We start from the raw sequence: 19164 nt of genomic DNA on the forward strand, positions 1-19164 counted from the left end.
GCTGAGCGCATGACTGCCGGTGAGAGCCTGCGGGGGACCGACAGCGCCCCCGTCGACCGCGTCCTCACCCTGCCCAACGCTCTCTCGGCCCTCCGGCTCCTCGGTGTCCCCGCGTTTATCTGGGCCATCGCGACCGAGCACGACGCGATCGCCCTCGTCATCCTCATGGCGTCCGGGATCACCGACTACCTCGACGGCAAGATCGCCCGTCACTACGGCCTCGTGTCGCGCGTCGGACAGCTCCTCGACCCCATCGCCGACCGCCTCTACATCGTGACGACGCTGCTCGGGCTGGCCTGGCGCGACATCATCCCGTGGTGGCTCGTCGCCGTGCTCTTCGCCCGCGAGGCGTTCATGGCCGTCGTCGTCCTCATCGCCCACCGCTATGGCTGGACCGGGCTGCCCGTGCACTTCATCGGCAAGGCTGCGACGTTCAACCTCCTCTACGCGTTCCCTGCCCTCCTCATGGCCGACGGCGGCGGCTGGCTCGCGACCTTCATGCGTCCCGTCGGGTGGGGCTTCGCGTGGTGGGGCACCGTCCTCTACTGGGTCGCCGGCATCCTGTATGCCGTCCAGCTGAGCCGCCTGGTCGCGCAGCGGAGGGCGTCGTGAGCCACGCGTCGATCCCGCCCGCCGAGCGCCGCTCGCGTCGCCCCGACGCGTCGATGACGCTCATCACCTCGATGCTCGAGCGACCCCTGGACCCCGGCTATGCCGCGGCCGCAGAGCGACGCGAGAAGGCCGGACTCTCCCGGTCGACGAGCCTCAGGTCGCCGCGGCTCGTCGTCTTCCTCGTCATCATCGGCGCCCTCGTCGGCATCGCGGCCATGCAGCTGCGGGGGAGCGAGACGACCAAGCAGCGCACCAAGTCGAGCCTCATCGAGCGGATCGAGCGTCAGCAGACGGCGGTCGACGCCCAAGCGGCACAGGCCGGGGCACTGCGCTCCGAGATCGCCGCGCTCGACGCCGAGACCCTGCGCAACGTCAGTGAGGAGCTGGCCCAGGACGTGCAGCGACTCTCGCTCGTCGCGGGGGCGGTGCCCGTGCGCGGCCCCGGCTTCGTCGTCACCGTCGACGACGCGCCGAGCAGCGCGGACGAGGGCACGAACTCCGACCCGCGCGGCGACAGCGGGTCCACCGACGGCAAGGTCATCGCGCGCGACCTCCAGCTCATCACCAACAGCCTGTGGGAGGCCGGCGCGGAGGCGGTGTCGGTCAACGGTCAGCGCCTCACGACGACCGCGGCCATCCGCTTCGCCGGTGAGGCCATCCTCGTCGACTACCGCCCGCTCAAGCGCCCCTACGTCGTCACGGCGATCGGCGACCCCGGCGACCTGCCGGCGACCTTCGCCGACGGCAGCGGCGGCACCTACCTCTCGACGCTCAAGAACTCGTTCGGCATCCGGGTGAGCACGGTCGTGCGCAAGGAGGTCACGATTCCGGCGTCGGCGACACTCGGGACCCGGTCCGCGACCCCCGCGGATAGGCTCGGCCCCGCCGCACCGCCCACGTCCGAAGGAGGACCCTCGTGATTCCCGCCCTGGGTCTGGTCATCGGCATCGTCGTCGGTGTCCTGCTGCAGCCCGAGGTGCCGCTGTGGCTCCAGCCCTACCTGCCCATCGCGGTCATCGCCGCGCTCGACGCAGTCTTCGGCGCCGTGCGAGCCGTGCTCGACGGCATCTTCAACGACAAGGTCTTCGTCGTCTCGTTCCTGTCCAACGTCGTCGTCGCCGCCTTCATCGTCTTCCTCGGTGACCAGCTCGGCGTCGGCAGCCAGCTCTCGACCGGTGTCGTCGTCGTCCTCGGGGTGCGGATCTTCTCCAACGTCGCCTCGATCCGTCGCCACCTCTTCAACGCGTGAGCCGACCGTCATGAGTGCCAAGAAGAAGAAGAGCCGGGGCAAACCGCGTCCCGGGGTCCCGACGGCCCAGCCCCCGGTCGTGGGTGCGCCCGATCCCACCGCCGATCCGGCAGTGGTGCCCTTCGCCGAGTCGGACCCGGACCCGGTCGCTGAGCCGGCCGAGGCCGGCGACGCCGCCGAGCCGACGGTCGTGCACCAGCCGGTCGACAGCGTCGCGCCCGAACCCGAGCCCGAGCCCGTCATGGCGCGTGAGTCCGAGCCCGTGGTGGTGACCGAGGCCGAGCCCCTCACCGCACCCGAGCCGGAACCCGTCGCTGCGCCGTCGTCGGCCCAGCCCGATCGGGTCGACGACGCCCAGCCCTACCCGGGCACCCCGGGTCCCACCGACAGCTCCGAGCGGGCGTGGCGACGGCTCGGTCTGGCCGCCCGCCCACGACCCACCAAGGCGAACGTGCTCGCGACCCTGCTCGCGATCGGCCTCGGGTTCGCCATCGCGGCACAGGTCCGGCAGACGTCGATCGAGGGCCTCGAGGACCTGCGCGAGGACGAGCTCATCCGCATCCTCGACACGGTCGACCAGGACGGCAACCGGCTCGCCGAGGAGATCCAGACCCTCCGCTTCTCGCGCGACCGCCTCCAGAGCGACACGACGAGCCTGACCGAGTCGCGCACCGCGGCCCAGCAGCGTCTCGACTCACTCGCCATCCTCACGGGGACCGCGCCCGCCAGGGGTCCCGGCATCGTCCTCACCATCCGCGACCCCGAGTTCGGCGTCACCGCGCCGATGCTGCTGGACACCCTCCAGGAGCTGCGCGACGCCGGCGCGGAGGCCGTCGAGATCAACGACGTCCGCATCGTCGCCAACACGTACTTCACCGACGGCGAGGGCAGCATCGCCATCTCCGGCAAGGACGTGTCGGCGCCCTACGTCATCACCGCCATCGGTGACGGCTCCACCCTGGCGTCGGCCATGGAGATCCCGGGAGGGGTCACCAACACGGTCCGCAGCGTCGGGGGAGAGGCGAGCATCGAGACCAAGGACGAGGTCACCGTGTCCGCGTTGCAGACCGTTTCCGAGCCTCAGTACGCTCGACCCATTCCCAGCCCCACGAAGTCCTGAACGGACCAAAGGAGTTCACCGATGAGCGACCTCGAGTACCCCAGCGACCTGCGCTACACCGCCGAGCACGAGTGGGTGCGTGCCGCCGAGGGTGACACCGTCCGCATCGGCATCACGTCGTTCGCCCAGGACGCGCTCGGGGACGTCGTCTACGTGAGCCTCCCGGGCGTGGGGGACACCGTCGCCGTCGGTGACGCGTGCGGGGAGGTCGAGTCGACGAAGTCGGTGAGCGACCTCTACGCCCCGCTCGCCGGTGAGGTCACCGCGGTCAACGAGGCCCTCGACGCCTCACCCGAGCTCGTCAACTCCGACCCCTACGGCGAGGGATGGATGTATGAGATGCGTCCCAGCGACGCCGCCGCGGTCGACGGACTGCTCGACGTCGAGGCCTACCAGCAACAGCTCAGCTGATTCCCAGCCCCACCACGGGCATTTGCCTAGTCATCCCTCGAGCCGTCATCTAGGGTGAATGCTCCACGGAGAGCACAGACGAGGAGCCGCACAGATGAGTGACCAGAGTCGCGACACCCCTGCGCGCGAGCCGGAGTCGTCGACGACGATGCAGTTCCAGGCGGTGCCGGGTCTCGAGCAGTCCGACATCGTCCACGAGAGCGAGCATGTCCTCACCCGTGCCGACCAGGCGACCGTCGAGGCGCTGCGACCGGGGACGGCGCTGCTCGTCGTCCTGCGCGGACCCAACACCGGAGCGCGGTTCCTCCTCGACGACGACGTCGTCACCTCAGGCCGCCACCCCGAGAGCGACATCTTCCTCGACGACGTCACGGTCTCGCGCCAGCACGCGACGTTCGAGCGGACCGGGGGCCACTTCGTCGTCAAGGACGTCGGCTCGCTCAACGGGACCTACGTCAACCGCGAGCGGATCGACGAGTCGACCCTGCAGACGGGCGACGAGGTGCAGATCGGCAAGTACCGCCTCGTCTTCTATGCCGCCAAGCAGGGCTGAGCGGCCGCTGACCATCGGGAAGGTCCTCGACGCGCTGCGCGAGGAGTTCCCGCAGATCAGCATCTCCAAGATCCGCTTCCTCGAGTCCGAGGGGCTCGTCGAGCCCAGCCGCACTCCCGCCGGCTACCGCACGTATGCCGTGTCGGACGTCGAGCGGCTGCGTTACGTCCTGCGCGCCCAGCGAGACCGCTTCTGGCCCCTCAAGGTCATCCGCGAGTCCCTCGACGCGATCGACCGCGGGCTCGAACCGGCTCCCGAGGCCGACGCCCGGCCGCGCCCGCCCGAGCCGGTGAGCGACCCTGACGTGCCCGACGTCGCCGAGCTGAGGCCCACCCAGGCCGTCCGGCTCACCCGTGACGAGCTCGCGACCGCCACCGGCCTCGACGCCGAGGTCATCACCTCGCTCGAGGGGTTCGGGATCCTGCGCGCCGACGCCGACGGGCACTACTCCGCCACCGACCTCCAGGCGACGCACGCGGCAGCCGGCCTGGCGGCATATGGGATCGAGGCGCGACACCTGCGTCCGTTCCGCACGGCCGCCGATCGCGAGGTGGGCCTCGTCGAGCAGGCGATGAGCACGCGTCGTGCCGACGGGCGGGCCGCGAACGAGGCCCAGGTCGCCCATCTGTGCCTCCAGCTCCACGCGGCGCTGGTCAAGGGTGGTCTGGCCCGTCCCTGACGACGTACGGTGGAGCAGTGAAGTCACTGGACGTTCTCGGGGTCCGTGTCGAGATGCCGACGAACCAGCCCATCGTCCTCCTGCGTGAGCGCGACGGCAGCCGCTACCTGCCCATCTGGGTCGGCGCCGCCGAGGCCGCGGCCATCGCCTACGCCCAGCAGGGCGTGGTCCCGCCCCGCCCGCTCACCCACGACCTGCTCAAGAACGTGCTCACCGACCTCGGGCACTCGATCGACCGGGTGCGGATCACCTCGCTCGAGGCGGGCGTGTTCCACGCCGTGCTCGAGATCGACGGTGGCGAGGCCGGCGGCGGGGCGAGCATCGACTCGCGCTCGTCGGACGCGATCGCCCTCGCGCTCCGGGCCGGAGTCGAGATCGTCACCTCCGAGGAGCTCCTCGACGAGGCCGGTGTGGCGATGGCGGGGGAGCAGGAGGACGACGAGGTCGAGAAGTTCAAGGAGTTCCTCGACCACGTCTCCGCCGACGACTTCGACACCGGAGACCAACCGTCGAGTTGAGGGTCAGTGTTACGGAAGTGACACACGACACGCATGTTGTCAGGGTCGAGTGGTAGTTGACCCGGGGTTCCCCGACCCCTAGCGTCGCACTCAGAGAACGACGACCATGTAGTTACAGCGCTTTCGTGGACAGCAGGAGGACGGCGTGAACGCCATCGAAGAGAACCCCAAGGGGCATGTGCCGGTCGCGGCACAGGGCCTGCTGTTCACCGACGACCTGCCCGAGCTCGACGAGGAGATGGGCTACCGCGGCCCGACCGCGTGCAAGGCCGCCGGCATCACCTACCGCCAGCTCGACTACTGGGCCCGCACGTCGCTCGTCGAGCCGTCGGTGCGCGGTGCTGCCGGATCCGGCTCCCAGCGTCTCTACGGCTTCCGCGACATCCTGGCCCTCAAGATCGTCAAGCGCCTGCTCGACACCGGCGTCTCGCTCCAGCAGATCCGAGGTGCCGTCCAGGTGCTGCGCGACCGTGGTGTCGACGACCTCGCCCAGATCACGCTCATGAGCGACGGCGCCTCGGTCTACGAGTGCACCTCCAACGAGGAGGTCATCGACCTGCTGCAAGGCGGGCAGGGCGTCTTCGGCATCGCCGTCGGCAAGGTGTGGCGCGAGGTCGAGGGCGACCTCTCGCAGCTGCCGAGTGAGCGGCCGAGCGACGAGGCCCCCGCCGCGCACCCGGGCGACGAGCTCAGCGCCCGTCGCGCAGCGCGTCTGGCCTGAGCGCCGACCTCACCTTCCACGCGGTGCGTGCCCTCCGGGGCACGCACCGCTTTTGTTACCCTGAGCGGGCCGCACACACCGAGCGGGAGAGTCCTCGGCCCGACAGGGACCGGGGCGCCGAAGGGGCAAACTCCCCGGAACCTCTCAGGCGCAAAGGACCGCACGGATCAGGCACCTCTGAAGCGGCGTCCCCGCGACAGATGGGGAGGCCCGTGCCCGTCCCGTGCGCCAGGAGCCTCACCTCATGACCGACACCACGCTGAGCCCGACCGACCTGCCCGCCTTCGCGGGACGCCACATCGGTCCCGACGACGAGGCCGTCGCGGAGATGCTCGCGGCCATCGGCCGCTCGAGCCTCGACGACCTCACCACGACCGCCGTGCCGGACGCGATCCGGGCGACCCAGGCGATGGACATCGCCCCGGCCGCGTCCGAGGCCGCCGTCGTCGAGGAGCTGCGGGGTCTCGCCGCCCGCAACTCGGTCCTCACGTCGATGATCGGGCTCGGCTACTACGGCACCGTCGTGCCGCCGGTCATCCAGCGCAACGTGCTGGAGAACCCGGCCTGGTACACGGCATACACGCCCTACCAGCCCGAGATCTCGCAGGGACGGCTCGAGGCGCTCCTCAACTTCCAGACCGTCGTCAGCGACCTCACCGGCCTCACGATCTCGGGCGCCTCGCTCCTCGACGAGGCGACCGCTGCCGCCGAGGCGATGACGCTCATGCGCCGCTCGAGCAAGGCGGCCCAGGACGCGGTCCTCCTCGTCGACGAGGCGGTCTTCCCGCAGACCCTCGCGGTCATGCAGACGCGCGCCCTCCCGCTCGGCATCGAGATCGTCGTCGCGGACCTGTCCGGCGTCGCGACCACCGAAGCCGTCACCGAGGCCGCCGGTGGACGCGCCGTCTTCGGCGTCCTCGTCCAGTACCCCGACCTGCACGGCCGGATCCTCGACCACCGTGGCCTTGCCTCGGCCGCGCACGACGCCGGTGCGCTCGTCACCGCTGCCGCCGACCTCATGGCGCTCACTCTCGCCGTCGCGCCGGGGGAGTGGGGCGCCGACATCGCCGTCGGGACGACGCAGCGCTTCGGCGTGCCCATGGCCTTCGGTGGTCCGCACGCCGGCTACATGTCGGTGCGGGCCGGCCTCGAGCGCACCCTGCCGGGCCGCCTCGTCGGCGTCTCGGTGGACGCGACCGGCGCGCCGGCCTACCGCCTCGCCCTCCAGACCCGCGAGCAGCACATCCGTCGCGAGAAGGCGACGTCCAACATCTGCACCGCGCAGGTCCTCCTCGCCGTCATGGCGAGCATGTATGCCGTCTACCACGGACCCCGCGGCCTGCGCGCGATCGCGCTGCGCATCCACGCCCACGCCGAGGCCCTCGCGTCGGCCCTGGGGCAGGGCGGCGTCGACGTCGCCGACGGCCCGCGCTTCGACACGCTCTCGGTCACCGTGCCGGGCAAGGCCGACGAGGTCGTCGCCGCGGCACTGGACGAGGGCACGAACCTCTGGCGCCACGACGCCGACACCGTCATCGTGTCGGTCGACGAGACGACCGACCTCGACGACATCGCCGGTGTGGCCCGGGCCTTCGGCGTCGCCGAGCCGACGCGGGTCGACATCGCCGAGCCCGGCTGGGGCGAGGCGCTGGACCGCACCTCGGACTACCTCACCCACCCCGTCTTCTCGAGCCACCACAGCGAGACCTCGATGCTGCGCTACCTGCGCCGGCTCTCGGACCGCGACTTCGCGCTCGACCGCGGCATGATCCCGCTCGGGTCGTGCACGATGAAGCTCAACGCGACGACCGAGATGCTCGCCATCACGTGGCCTGAGTTCGCCAACCTCCACCCGTTCGCGCCGCTCGACCAGACCGAGGGCATCCGCGCCCTCGTCGACCAGCTCGAGCAGTGGCTCTGTGAGATCACCGGCTACGACGCCGTCTCGCTCCAGCCCAACGCCGGGTCGCAGGGCGAGTTCGCCGGACTCCTCACGATCGCCGCCTACCACCGCTCGCGCGGTGACGCCGAGCGCAACATCTGCCTCATCCCGGCGAGCGCGCACGGCACCAACGCGGCCAGCGCCGTCATGGCCGGCATGAAGGTCGTCGTCGTCAAGACGGACACGATCACCGGCAACGTCGACATGGACGACCTCAAGGCCAAGGTCGAGGCGCACCGCGACGACCTCGCCGCGATCATGGTGACCTACCCCTCGACCCATGGCGTCTTCGAGGACACCATCAAGGACCTGTGCGCGATGGTCCACGACGCCGGCGGCCAGGTCTACGTCGACGGCGCCAACCTCAACGCCCTCGTCGGGCTCGCTCAGCCCGGTCGCTTCGGCGCGGACGTGTCGCACCTCAACCTGCACAAGACCTTCTGCATCCCGCACGGTGGCGGTGGTCCCGGTGTCGGCCCGGTGGCCCTGCGCGAGCACCTCGCGCCGTTCCTGCCCAACCACCCGCTCGACCCCGAGGCCGGTCCCGGGACCGGCGTGGGCCCGGTCTCGGCGGCGCCCTACGGCTCGGCCGGGATCCTGCCGATCTCGTGGGCCTACGTCCGTCTCATGGGTGCGGCTGGTCTCCAGCGCGCCACCGAGGTCGCCGTCCTCAACGCGAACTACGTCGCCGCCCGCCTGCGCGACTCCTACCCGGTGCTCTACTCCGGCGAGGACGGCCTCGTCGCGCACGAGTGCATCCTCGACGTCCGTCCGCTCACCAAGGCGACGGGTGTCACGGTCGACGACATCGCCAAGCGGCTCATCGACTACGGCTTCCACGCGCCGACGATGTCGTTCCCCGTCGCCGGCACGCTCATGGTCGAACCGACGGAGAGCGAGGACAAGACCGAGCTCGACCGCTTCTGCGACGCCATGGTCGCGATCCGCACGGAGATCGACGCGGCGGGGTCGGCCGGCAACGCCGACTCGAGCGTCCTGCGCGGCGCACCGCACACCGCCCTGTCGTTGGCGGGCGAGTGGGACGTCGACTACTCGCGCGAGGAGGCCGCCTTCCCCAAGGGTGTCGACCCGCTCGCGAAGTACTGGCCGCCGGTGCGTCGCATCGACGGCGCCTACGGCGACCGTCACCTCGTGTGCTCGTGCCCGCCGCCCGAGGCGTTCGAGGACTGAGCAGGCCCCCGTATGCCGTGACGCCGCGCCGCGTGACCCATCCGGGTCGCGCGGCGCGGCTCACAGCGAGACCACGACCTGGACGTGTCCGTCGATCGTCAGCGCCCCGGTGACGTGTGGGGGTGTGCCTCGGCCCTGCCTCGGCGAGGTGGCCACGGCGTGGTGCCGGCGTCGGTCCGTTCAGGCCGCGCTCTCGGCGCCGGGGGCCGACACGGCGACGGTGCTGCCGCTGGCCGTCTTGCGCACGACGAGCTGGCTCGTGATGCGGCTGCGCAGCTCGCCGACGTGCGAGACGACGCCGACCGCGCGGCCTCCCTCACGGAGGGAGTCGAGGACGGTGATGACCTGCTCGAGGCTCTCGTCGTCGAGCGTGCCGAAGCCCTCGTCGACGAAGAGGGTGCCGAGGTCGAACCCGCCGGACTCCTCCCGGACGGCGTCCGCGAGCCCGAGGGCCAGGGCGAGTGAGGCCATGAAGGCCTCGCCGCCGGAGAGCGTGGACGTCTCACGCGTCACCCCGGTCCACTGGTCGAGGACGCGCAGGCCGAGACCGCTGCGTGCGCCTCGCGCGGCGAGCCGGTCGGAGTGCTCCAGCCGGTAGCGGCCGTCACCCATGACCCGTAGCCGCTCGTTGGCGAGCTGGGCGACCTTCTCGAGCCGGGCGGCGAGGACGTAGGAGGTGAGGCGCATCCGCAGGGTGTTGTTGATCCCGCCGCCCGCGAAGGTGTCGGCGAGGTCCTTGACCCGGTGGTGGCGCTCGAGCATCGGTCCGGCGGCGTCGAGTCCGGCGGTGAGGCTCGACCGCACGGAGGCGAAGGAGGTGGTCGCGGAGGCGACCCGCGCCTGGCGCGACTGCGCTTCGAGCAGGACCGTCCGGGCCTGCTGGGCGGCCGTGACGACGGCGTCGAGGTCAGGCTCGGGCGCTGCCTCGGCTGCCTGCACGTCGGGGTCGTCGAGGACGGCCTGTGCCGCCGACCGGGCACGGTCGTGGTCGCGAACCCGGTCGCCAAGGCGTTCCAGCATGGTCGGGGCGACCATCGCCCGTGCTGCGTCCTCCACCGACTCGAAGCCGGCCTCGATCGCTGCGGCCGTGGCGGCCTGCACCGACTCCTGGTGCCGGGCGACGGCAGTGCCGTGGCGCTCGGCGGCCTCGGCCCAGCCCGTGACCTGGTCGACAAGACGGCGGTGCCTCTGCGACGTCGCCTCGGCTGACGGCGCCTCGTCCACGGTGTCGACGTCGTGGCTCCGCCGGCACGGGCAGGGCGCGTGCGACTCGGTGAGCCGAGACGCCTCGGCGACGTCTGCGGCCTGGGCCTCGACCGCCTGCTCGACGAGGGTCGTCGCCTGCGCGAGCGCACGGCAGGCCTCGGCCACGGCCTCGTCGATCCGCGCGGCCTCGGCCCGGGCGGCGGCCTGCGCCGTCTCGTGACGTGCACGTCCGCCGGCCCGTCGACGCAGGTCGTCACGCCGCTGGTCCGCCAGCGCCACGATGGCCGCCTCGGCGTCGAGGTCGAGCTCGCGGGGAGCCGCGACACCCAAGGTCTCGAGGGCGTCGGTGAGGAGGGCCCTGCCGCTGGCCGCCGCGGACTCCGCCCGCTGGTGCTCGACCACCAGGGCCGAGTGGCGCGACCGTGCGGCCTCGAGCTCCTCGGGGGTGACGCGGCCGGACCCGGTCGCAGGGGTTGGGTGCTCCTGAGAGCCGCAGACGGGGCACGAGTCGCCGTCGACGAGCCCTTCGGCGAGCTCGGCGGCCATCTGCTCGAGCCGGCGCCCGACGAGGTCCTGCTCGGCGTCCCGCGCGTCCTGGGCCGCTGTCCGTGCGTCGGAGGCGGCCTCCGTGAGTCGGGCGACGGTCGTCTCGTCGGCGACGACCCGCTCGGCCAGACGGAGTCGGCGACGGGCGTCGTCGGCTGCGGCCACGGCTCCGTCGAGAGCCGCCGCCGCCTCGGCCGCCGCTGCGACCTCGGCCGCCGCCTCCGCGGCACGGGTCTGGGCAGCCGCGCGGTCGGCGTCCGCCGTCGCGAGGACCTGCCCTGCCCGCTCGACGGCCTGCTGCTGCACGCGGGCGAGGTCGGCTCGCGAGGCGACCTGTCGCTCGAGCCGGACGAGCTCGCGCACCGTGTCGTCGTGGACGACGAGGTCCGCGAGGACGGCGGCCGGGTCGGTGGCGCCGGGAATGTCCGTGAGGACGCGTGACGACCTCTGCTCGACGAGGTCGCCCAGCCGGTCCACGTCGGTCTCGGCGCGGAGCACGGCGTCGAGGTGGCCACGCACGCCGGCGGCCCGGCGGCCCTCGTCGTGGGCGGCGCGCACCAGGGCGATGTCCTCGGCGGCGGCGTCGAGCTCGGCCAGCGCGGTGCGGGCCGCGGTCGCGCGGGACCGCAGGGTGACGAGGCCTCTCGTCCGCTCCGCCGCGCGCGCGGCGAGGGACTCCTCGCTCTGCGCCACGTCGAGCGCGACCATCGCCTCGGAGAGCCGGGCGTCGAGCTCGGATCCGATCGCGTGCAGCCGGGCCCGGATGGCGTCGGGGGAGTCGTCGACACACGGACCGTCCCCACCGAGGTCCTGCGGCTCGACCGCGTCGTCGCTGGGACCGGTGAGACCACTCACCGCCACGACGTCGGCCAGCCGCGCCAGGTCGGTGTCGATACCGGCCCGGACGGCGGCGACGGCTGCCTCGCTCGCCCGGCGCTGGTCGACGAGCCACTCCTCGACGTCGGCGAAGCGGGTGATGTCGAAGAGCTTCTCGAGCAGCGCTCGCCGCTCGTCGTCCTTGGCTGTGAGGAAGGCTGCGAACTCTCCCTGGGGGAGCATCGCCACCTTGGCGAACTGCTCCTTGCCCAGGCCGAGGACGTCGTTGATGACCTCGGCGGCCTCGTCGTTGCGCGTGGAGAGGACCCGCCAGCCCTCGCCCTCCTGCTCGGACAGGCTCACCGTCGCCGGGCTCTCGATCGTGCCGGTGCCGCGCTTCTTGGGGCGGACGTGCGCGGGCTTGCGCATGAGCAGGAAACGCCGGGTGCCGCAGGTGAACTCGAGCTCGACCGACGGGGTGGCGGTCGGGGCCGCGTGGTCGCTGACGATCCCGCGACGGTCACGCACCCCGGGGATGTCGGCGAAGAGGGCGAAGCAGATGGCGTCGAGCAGGCTCGTCTTGCCCGCGCCGGTGGGCCCGTGGATGAGGAAGAGGCCGGAGGCGGTGAGCGCGTCGAAGTCGACGGTGACCTCGTCGGGGAACGGTCCGAACGCGGTGGCCTGCAGGCGGTGGATCCTCATGCGGCACCGCTGCGCCGTGTGGACCGGGTGGCGACCTCGCCCTCGGCCCCGGCGCGCCGGAGCCGGGCGCCCTCGACCGCCTCCTCGAGGAGGATCCGCTCCTCCTCGTCGGCGGCGTGGCCCCCGCGCACGTGACCGAGGAAGTCGCAGCACACGGCGAGGTCGGAGCGCTCGGTGAGCGAGCCGGCATACGCGCTCATCGTCGTCACCTCACCGGTGGGGGCGAAGCGGAGGTCGAGGGTGTGCGGGAAGCGTGCGCGCAGTCGCTCCATGGCGCCGAGCGGGCGCACGGGGTCGGTGAGCGTCACCTGGCACCAGGCACCCTCGGCGGAGGCGTGCCGACGGTCGGTGAGGAGCTCGTCGAGCGTGCCGCGCAGCAATGCGAGCGGCCGCTTCACCGGAGCCTCGACGAACTGGACGGCGGGGTCGCCGGTCGACAGGTCGACGAGCCAGGAGCCCTTGGTGTGGGTCGTCTCGCTGAAGGACATCGCGACCGGCGAGCCGGAGTAGCGCAGTCCCTCGGCGACCTCCTGACGCCCGTGCAGGTGGCCGAGCGCGGCATAGTCGACGCCGTCGAAGACCTCGGGTGGCACGGCCGCGACGCCACCGACGGCGATGTCGCGCTCGGACTCGCTCGTCGCCCCGCCCGTGACGAAGGCGTGGGCCATGACGACCGACCGCTCGTGACGGCGTTCGGCGAGCGAGGACCTCACTCTGGCCATGGCGGCCCGCAGGACGCCGGCGTGCGTGCGGTCGGTGGCTCCCAGCGGACCGGCCGTGAGCGCGGGCTCGAGGTAGGGGAGGGGGTGCACTGCGACGCCGCCGACCATGACCGGCCGGCCGACGTCGTCGAGGCTCGTGCGGATGTGGAGCCCGGACCGCTCGAGCAGGCGCGAGGCGAAGCCGAGCCGGATCGCGGAGTCGTGGTTGCCGCTCGAGAGCACGACGACGGCGCCGGCGTCGATGAGCCGCTCGACCGCGTCCGAGAGCAGTGCCACCGTGTCGGGCGCAGGCAGGGCGCGGTCGTAGACGTCGCCCGCGACGAGGACGGCGTCGACAGCCTCGGAGCGCACGACCTCGACGAGGGAGTCGAGGAAGGCCGACTGGGCGCCGTGCAGCCCCACCTGGTGGAACGCCCGCCCTAGGTGCCAGTCGGAGGTGTGGATCATGCGCACGTCACCGAGGCTAGGTCCGGCCACCGACAGGGCCGGTGACCGAAACGCGGATTCCCGGCCCTTCCCCTCGCACCCTGTGCTCGGATGGTGATTGAGTTGGCCAACGAGCTCGACTGGACGGCTGGAACCGGAGGTGATGGGCGTGGGTGCAGAGGTCAGCGCGCAGAGCTACACGCGCGAGGAGCGACAGCGCTACCGAGAGAAGGTGCGCCAGAACCTCGACGTCTTCGAGCGGATGCTGACCCAGGACCAGTTCGAGTTCGAGCGGCCGATGACCGGGCTCGAGATCGAGCTCAACCTCGTCAACGGCGACTACGACCCGCACTTCGCCAACGCCGAGGTGCTCCAGGCCATCGCCGACCCCGGCTACCAGACCGAGCTGGCGCAGTACAACATCGAGCTCAACGTCCCGCCGCGCCCGCTGCCCGGCGACGCCGCGCTCGAGCTCGAGGAGGACCTGCGGTCCTCGCTCAACGCCGCCGACTCCAAGGCCCGCGAGGTGGGCTCGCGGCTCGTCTCGATCGGCATCCTGCCGACGATCATGCCCGAGCACTACGAGGGCGACTGGATCAGCGACAACAACCGCTACACCGCGCTCAACGACTCGATCTTCGTCGCCCGCGGCGAGGACATCTACCTCGACATCCACGGCCCGCACGGCGAGCGCGTCGCGACCTACTGCAACTCCATCGCGCCCGAGTCCGCCTGCACGAGCGTCCAGCTGCACCTCCAGGTGACGCCCGCGGACTTCGCCGACCACTGGAACGCCGCCCAGGCGCTGTCGCCGGTCCAGGTGGCCCTGGCCGCCAACTCGCCGTTCTTCTTCGGGCAGCGCCTGCACGCCGAGACCCGGATCGAGCTGTTCAAGCAGGCCACCGACACCCGCCCCATCGAGCTCAAGAACCAGGGCGTGCGTCCCCGCGTGTTCTTCGGCGAGCGGTGGATCACGAGCATCTTCGACCTCTTCGAGGAGAACTCCCGCTACTTCCCGGCGCTGCTTGCCGAGACGACCGACGAGGACCCGATGGCCCGCCTCGAGGCGGGGGAGGCGCCCGACCTCGCCGAGCTGCGGCTGCACAACGGCACGGTCTACCGCTGGAACCGCCCGATCTACGACATCGTCGACGGCCGCCCCCACCTCCGCGTCGAGAACCGCGTGCTGCCGGCCGGACCGACCATCGCCGACACCCTGGCCAACGCCGCGTTCTACTACGGCGCGGTCCGCAAGCTCGCCTCCACCGAGCGGCCCGTCTGGACGAAGATGAGCTTCGCCGCGTGCGAGGAGAACTTCCACCGCGGCGCCCGCGACGGCATCGAGTCGCGTCTCTACTGGCCCGGCTACGGCGAGGTCGGCGCCGACGAGCTCGTCCTGCGCCACCTGCTGCCGCTCGCCCACGAGGGGCTCGAGGAGTGGGGCGTCTCGCAGGCCGTCCGCGACCGCTTCCTCGGGATCATCGAGGCCCGAGCGAGGGCCGGGGTCAACGGGGCCACCTGGCAGACCGAGGCGGTGCGCCGCTTCGAGGCCAAGGGGAGCGACCGGCGCACTGCGCTGCACCAGATGCTCGCGCTCTACTCCGAGCACATGGCAACCAACGAGCCGGTCCACACCTGGCCGCTGCCCTGACCCGAGCGTGTCCCCGAGCCCCTGGACCCGGGCGGCCGGTGACCGGCCTCAGCCCAGGCTGTTCCAGAGCTTGATCGCCGGCTGCTCGCGCTCGTACTCGAGCACGCTCACGGACCCGGCATCGAGCAGCAGCTTGGCGGCGAAGCGGGGCTGCTCGCGCAGGAAGACGGTCGCGAGGACACGCAGCGCGTGCCCGTGGCCGAAGAGGAGCACATCGCGGTCCTGCAGCACCGGAGCAGCGCGGAGGAGCACGCGCGACGCCCTCGCCGCGACCTCCTCCACCGTCTCGCCGGGGGTGGCTCCCGACACGACGCCGTGCTCGAAGACGGCCCAGTCGTAGCCGAGGTCGGCGCGGATGTCCTTGGTCGTGCGTCCCTCGTAGCCGCCGTAGTCCCACTCGACGAGGTTGGGGTCCACCACGACGTCACTGAACCCGGCGATCTCGGCGGTCCGCAGCGCGCGCTGCATCGGTGACGAGAGGACGAGCCCGAAGTCGAAGCCGGAGAGCCGCTCACCGAGCGTCGCCGCGTCTGCCTCACCCTGCTCGGTCAGGGGCAGGTCGGTCGTCCCGGTGTGCTGCCCCGACTCGCTCCACTCCGTCTTGCCGTGGCGGACGAGGACGATGTGGCCATCGGGGACAGTGGGTGCGCCGGTCATGGTCGTCACTCTGGCAGGATCCCCGTATGCCGCGCCACCTCGCCTTCCTGCGGGCGATCAACCTCGGTCCGCACCACAAGGTGCCGATGGCCGAGCTGCGCGAACGGCTCGCCGACGCAGGCTTCACCGATGTCGCCACTCACATCCAGACCGGCAACATCGCCGTCACGTCGACGATGCGCTCGCAGGCCAAGGTCGAGGCGGCCATCGAGCGGCTGCTCGAGGAGTGGCGAGGGTTCGAGGTGCCGACGATCGTCCGCTCGCCCGCCGAGCTGGCCGACCTGCGCGCCGCCTGCGAGAAGGTGCCGCAGCTCGTCCGCCAGGGTGGGCGGCGCTACGTCGCCTTCGCCAAGGGTGAGGTGAGCGAGGACGCGGCACAGGCGCTCACGGCATACGAGGAGTCACCGGAGCGTTGCCGGGTCGTGGGGCGCGACCTCCTCCTCGAGTACGACACGACGTTCGACAAGGTCCGGCTCACCGGATCCCGGCTCGAGAAGCTGGCCGGCACCGCAGTGACGATGCGCGACATCAAGGTCGTGCGCGCCATCGACGAGAAATGGAGCACCACATGACCGAGCCCAGCACGAGCACGGAGCCCGAGACCGGCGGCACCGGCCCGGGGTTCCGGTCGGTGTCGATGACGCGGACGGGGCACGGCGAGCTCGACGTGACGAACGTGCGCGGCGGCACGATCCACATCGGCACCGGGGAGACGGACGACTTCACGCCGGTCGAGCTGCTCCTCACGGCGATCGCCGGGTGCAGCGCCGTCGACGTCGACTTCATCACGGCCAAGCGGGCCGAGCCCACCGAGTTCACCGTGACGAGCTCGGGCACCAAGGTCCGTGACGAGCAGGGCAACCACATCGAGGACCTCGAGGTCACCTTCCGCGTCCGGTTCCCCGAGGGCGCCGACGGGGACCGCGCGCGGGACATGCTGCCGCGGGCTATCGCCCAGTCGCACGACCGGCTGTGCAGCGTGTCCCGCACCGTCCAGATCGGCACGCCCGTGACGATGCGGGAGGACTGAGCGGTGGCGCGCTACCTCGACGTCCACCCCGTCGACCCGCAGCCGCGCTCGATCCGGCAGGCCGTCGAGACCCTTCGCGACGGAGGCCTCATCGCCTACCCGACCGACTCCGGCTACGCCCTGGGCGCGGCGCTCGGCAACCAGTCGGCCAAGGACCGGATCCGAGACATCCGCAGGCTCGACGACAAGCACCACTACACGCTCGTCTGTGCCGACTTCGCCCAGCTCGGGCAGTTCGTCCACGTCGACAACGCGGTCTTCCGGGCGGTCAAGGCCTCGACGCCGGGCCCCTACACGTTCATCCTGCCCGCGACCGGTGAGGTGCCGCGTAAGCTCCTCCACGCCAAGAAGCGCACGGTCGGGGTCCGCATCCCCGAGCACCCCGTCGTGCGCGCGCTGCTCGCCGAGCTGGGGGAGCCGATGCTCACGTCGACCCTCATCCTCCCCGGCGAGACCGAGCCGATGACCGACGGCTGGCAGGTCAAGGAGGAGCTCGACCACGTCGTCGACGTCGTCATCGACTCGGGGGAGTGCGGCAGCGAGCCGACAACCGTCGTCGACCTCTCCGGCGACGTCCCAGAGGTGGTCCGGCAGGGAGCCGGCGACCCGAGCCGCTTCGAGGCGTGAGCACCGGCGGGGGCGTGGACGGGGACTCGAGCGGGGACGCGCCGTTCCCCGCGAACGTGCTGCACGCGATGACCCGCCACGGCGTCGTCCCCGCCAGGGGCTACGTCACCCTCACCCACGACGAGGCCCTCGTCAGCCACCACCCCGACGAGCCGGAGCGCCCGTTCGTCGTGCACTGGACCCACTCCGAGCGCGAGCCCGCCGACGTGCTCGCCGACCTCACGGCATACCTCCGGGCGCGCGGAGCGCGCAGTGCCGAGTGGTGGTTCCGCGACGACTCGACTCCTGAGGGCCTCGAGGAGCTCGTCGTCGCCGCGGGTGCGACGACGGTCGAGGACCAGGTGTGCGTGGCGAGGGCCGTCGAGGGGTCGGTCCCGCCGATCGCCCCCGGCGTGCGGGTCACGCTCGTGCGGGACGCCGAAGGGCTCGAGGCGGTCGTGCGGATCGGCGCGGAGGTCTTCGACGACCCGGTCCCTCCCGACCCGGACGCCCACCTCGCGGAGGTGCTCGACGACCTCGACGCCGCGAGGAGCGCGTGGGTCGTCGGCTGGGTCGACGGCGAGCCGGTGGGGCGCGCGAGCGTCGGGTTCGAGTGGCAGGTGGCCCCGCTCGTCGGCGCGGCCGTCCTGCCGCACGCACGACGGCGAGGCGTGTATGCCGCGATGCTCGCCGCACGTCTCGACCTCGCCGCGACCGCACGGTGCCACACGGCGATCACGAAGGCGCGACGGACGGCTTCGCTGCCGCTCCTGCTGCGGGAAGGGTTCGTGCCCATCGGGACCGAGCGCGCGCACCTCCTGCCGATCGCGTCCTGACGCACGTCACCCCCACCGGCTCGGAGCCCCTGGGTGCCGGTGGGGGTGATGCGGCCTGCTCGGGAGGAAAGCGAGCAGGCTGTTCTCAGCTGCCGTAGAGCGCGCGCACTCCCTGGCGGTCGCTCTCGGTCATGCTGAGGTCATCGGAGGATCCGTTGCACTGGGGGTAGTGCATGATCGACGCGCTGTCGTATGGCGTGAGCGGACGCCAGTTGTTGTCCTCGAAGCAGGTTCCGGCCTCGGGTCGCGTGTGCTCGTGGCGGAAGCCGAGGGTGTGGCCGAGCTCGTGCGCCATGATGTTCGACGGGGTCCACGAGCCGCTGTTGTAGAGCGAGCTGGCGTTGACGAGGACGTTGCGGCCGGACTTCGCCGTGCTGGGGAAGAAGGCCCGCGCGATGTACTGCGTCGTCTTCGTCGGCTCGACGGAGAACAGCACCGAGGTGTTGCGCGTGGTGCAGCTGCCGTCCTGCGTCGTGACGTGCGTGAAGTTCACCTTGCTCGTCGCCGCCTCCCACTGGCCGACGCCGGCCGTCATCGCCGACACGACGCGGCTGTAGTCGGCGCCGAACTTCGTCGACACGCAGTAGGTGAGGTTGAGGGCCTGGGTCGCCGACCACTTGTCGTCGCGGCCGCTCACCGTGTTGACGATGAGGCCGTCCTCCTGCGTCTGCTGCGGCGCGACGAGCGCGTCGTAGAACTGGCGCAGCTTGCCGTCGGTGTCGACGGGCTCGTCACCGTTGACGATGTACTTGCGATCGAGGTCCTGGAAGGTGGAGGCCTTGAACTCGCCGTAGGTGGGCGCCTGGCCCTCGGCCGCCGTGGCCTGGCCCGCGAAGATGGCACCGCCGGTGAGGGCGGTCGCGGCGAGGACGGCGAAGGTGCGACTGGTCGTCGACATGTCTACTCCTGGTGGCAGGGACAGCCGCGGTGAGCGGCCGTCCGCCAACGTATGGACGTGCCGGTCAACGCC

The 19164-nt window shown here is 71.7% G+C and carries 19 protein-coding genes and 1 riboswitch; of the genes, 15 read left to right on the plus strand and 4 right to left on the minus strand.

Annotated elements, in window-relative coordinates; translation table 11 throughout:
* Positions 1-9 precede the first annotated feature (9 nt).
* The 10 genes from clsA (at position 10) to gcvP (ending at position 8996) form a co-directional block, all read left to right on the plus strand.
* A complete protein-coding gene (gene clsA, locus ACOJV7_RS12220; RefSeq protein WP_420190482.1) occupies positions 10-612 on the plus strand; it encodes a cardiolipin synthase ClsA in 603 nt (200 codons plus the stop codon).
* On the plus strand, positions 609-1532 hold the full coding sequence (locus ACOJV7_RS12225) for a DUF881 domain-containing protein (protein WP_420190483.1): 924 nt from the start codon (positions 609-611) through the stop codon (positions 1530-1532). The genes clsA and ACOJV7_RS12225 overlap by 4 nt, the downstream gene beginning before the upstream one ends.
* Positions 1529-1861, plus strand: a complete 333-nt coding sequence (locus tag ACOJV7_RS12230; protein WP_035914305.1) for a small basic family protein — start codon at positions 1529-1531, stop codon at positions 1859-1861. Before ACOJV7_RS12225 ends, ACOJV7_RS12230 begins: the two co-directional genes overlap by 4 nt.
* A 10-nt stretch (positions 1862-1871) precedes the next feature.
* Complete coding sequence (locus tag ACOJV7_RS12235) at positions 1872-2981, plus strand: DUF881 domain-containing protein (RefSeq protein WP_420190484.1); 1110 nt, start codon at positions 1872-1874, stop codon at positions 2979-2981.
* Positions 2982-3002: 21 nt separating this feature from the next.
* On the plus strand, positions 3003-3392 hold the full coding sequence (gcvH, locus tag ACOJV7_RS12240) for a glycine cleavage system protein GcvH (RefSeq protein ID WP_420190485.1): 390 nt from the start codon (positions 3003-3005) through the stop codon (positions 3390-3392).
* A 94-nt stretch (positions 3393-3486) separates the two neighbouring features.
* Entirely contained in the window at positions 3487-3945 is a 459-nt protein-coding gene (locus tag ACOJV7_RS12245; RefSeq protein WP_420190486.1) for an FHA domain-containing protein, read from the plus strand.
* Positions 3926-4624 (plus strand): transcriptional regulator FtsR, encoded by a 699-nt coding sequence (ftsR, locus tag ACOJV7_RS12250; RefSeq protein ID WP_420190487.1) that lies wholly within the window; start codon positions 3926-3928, stop codon positions 4622-4624. The genes ACOJV7_RS12245 and ftsR overlap by 20 nt, the downstream gene beginning before the upstream one ends.
* 17 nt (positions 4625-4641) lie before the next feature.
* Positions 4642-5142 carry a bifunctional nuclease family protein gene (locus ACOJV7_RS12255; RefSeq protein ID WP_420190488.1) on the plus strand — a complete coding sequence of 167 codons (501 nt, stop codon included), beginning with the start codon at positions 4642-4644 and terminating at the stop codon, positions 5140-5142.
* 145 nt (positions 5143-5287) lie between these two features.
* A complete protein-coding gene (locus ACOJV7_RS12260; protein ID WP_420190489.1) occupies positions 5288-5863 on the plus strand; it encodes a MerR family transcriptional regulator in 576 nt (191 codons plus the stop codon).
* Positions 5864-5936: 73 nt separating this feature from the next.
* A riboswitch (glycine riboswitch) is annotated at positions 5937-6034 on the plus strand.
* Positions 6035-6107: 73 nt separating this feature from the next.
* Positions 6108-8996, plus strand: coding sequence for an aminomethyl-transferring glycine dehydrogenase (gene gcvP / locus ACOJV7_RS12265; protein ID WP_420190490.1), 2889 nt, complete (start codon positions 6108-6110; stop codon positions 8994-8996).
* 180 nt (positions 8997-9176) lie between these two features.
* Here gcvP and ACOJV7_RS12270 read toward each other — a convergent pair whose 3' ends face one another.
* On the minus strand, positions 9177-12266 hold the full coding sequence (locus ACOJV7_RS12270; protein ID WP_420190491.1) for an AAA family ATPase: 3090 nt from the start codon (positions 12264-12266) through the stop codon (positions 9177-9179).
* On the minus strand, positions 12263-13441 hold the full coding sequence (locus ACOJV7_RS12275; RefSeq protein WP_420190492.1) for an exonuclease SbcCD subunit D: 1179 nt from the start codon (positions 13439-13441) through the stop codon (positions 12263-12265). Before ACOJV7_RS12275 ends, ACOJV7_RS12270 begins: the two co-directional genes overlap by 4 nt.
* A gap of 142 nt (positions 13442-13583) precedes the next feature.
* Here ACOJV7_RS12275 and ACOJV7_RS12280 point away from each other — a divergent pair, with 142 nt between their 5' ends.
* Positions 13584-15065 (plus strand): glutamate-cysteine ligase family protein, encoded by a 1482-nt coding sequence (locus tag ACOJV7_RS12280; RefSeq protein ID WP_420190493.1) that lies wholly within the window; start codon positions 13584-13586, stop codon positions 15063-15065.
* A gap of 48 nt (positions 15066-15113) precedes the next feature.
* On the opposite strand, the gene ACOJV7_RS12285 is transcribed toward ACOJV7_RS12280, so the two are convergent.
* On the minus strand, positions 15114-15722 hold the full coding sequence (locus ACOJV7_RS12285; protein WP_420190494.1) for a histidine phosphatase family protein: 609 nt from the start codon (positions 15720-15722) through the stop codon (positions 15114-15116).
* A 26-nt stretch (positions 15723-15748) separates the two neighbouring features.
* On the opposite strand from ACOJV7_RS12285, the gene ACOJV7_RS12290 reads away from it, so the two are divergent.
* Genes ACOJV7_RS12290 through ACOJV7_RS12305 form a run of 4 tightly spaced genes read left to right on the plus strand, consistent with a single transcriptional unit; the run spans position 15749 to position 18194 of the window.
* Positions 15749-16294 (plus strand): DUF1697 domain-containing protein, encoded by a 546-nt coding sequence (locus ACOJV7_RS12290; protein ID WP_420190495.1) that lies wholly within the window; start codon positions 15749-15751, stop codon positions 16292-16294.
* Positions 16291-16752: an OsmC family protein gene (locus tag ACOJV7_RS12295; protein WP_420190496.1), complete on the plus strand. Its 462-nt coding sequence runs from the start codon at positions 16291-16293 to the stop codon at positions 16750-16752. The genes ACOJV7_RS12290 and ACOJV7_RS12295 overlap by 4 nt, the downstream gene beginning before the upstream one ends.
* Before the next feature lie 3 nt (positions 16753-16755).
* Positions 16756-17379, plus strand: a complete 624-nt coding sequence (locus ACOJV7_RS12300) for an L-threonylcarbamoyladenylate synthase (RefSeq protein WP_420190497.1) — start codon at positions 16756-16758, stop codon at positions 17377-17379.
* Complete coding sequence (locus ACOJV7_RS12305; protein ID WP_420190498.1) at positions 17376-18194, plus strand: GNAT family N-acetyltransferase; 819 nt, start codon at positions 17376-17378, stop codon at positions 18192-18194. The genes ACOJV7_RS12300 and ACOJV7_RS12305 overlap by 4 nt, the downstream gene beginning before the upstream one ends.
* A gap of 85 nt (positions 18195-18279) precedes the next feature.
* Here the strand turns inward: ACOJV7_RS12305 and ACOJV7_RS12310 are convergent, their stop codons facing one another.
* A complete protein-coding gene (locus ACOJV7_RS12310; protein ID WP_420190499.1) occupies positions 18280-19092 on the minus strand; it encodes a M57 family metalloprotease in 813 nt (270 codons plus the stop codon).
* Positions 19093-19164: the final 72 nt, after the last annotated feature.

This window comes from Knoellia tibetensis, assembly GCF_048606415.1.
In the GTDB taxonomy this organism is placed as follows: Bacteria; Actinomycetota; Actinomycetes; order Actinomycetales; family Dermatophilaceae; genus Knoellia; species Knoellia tibetensis.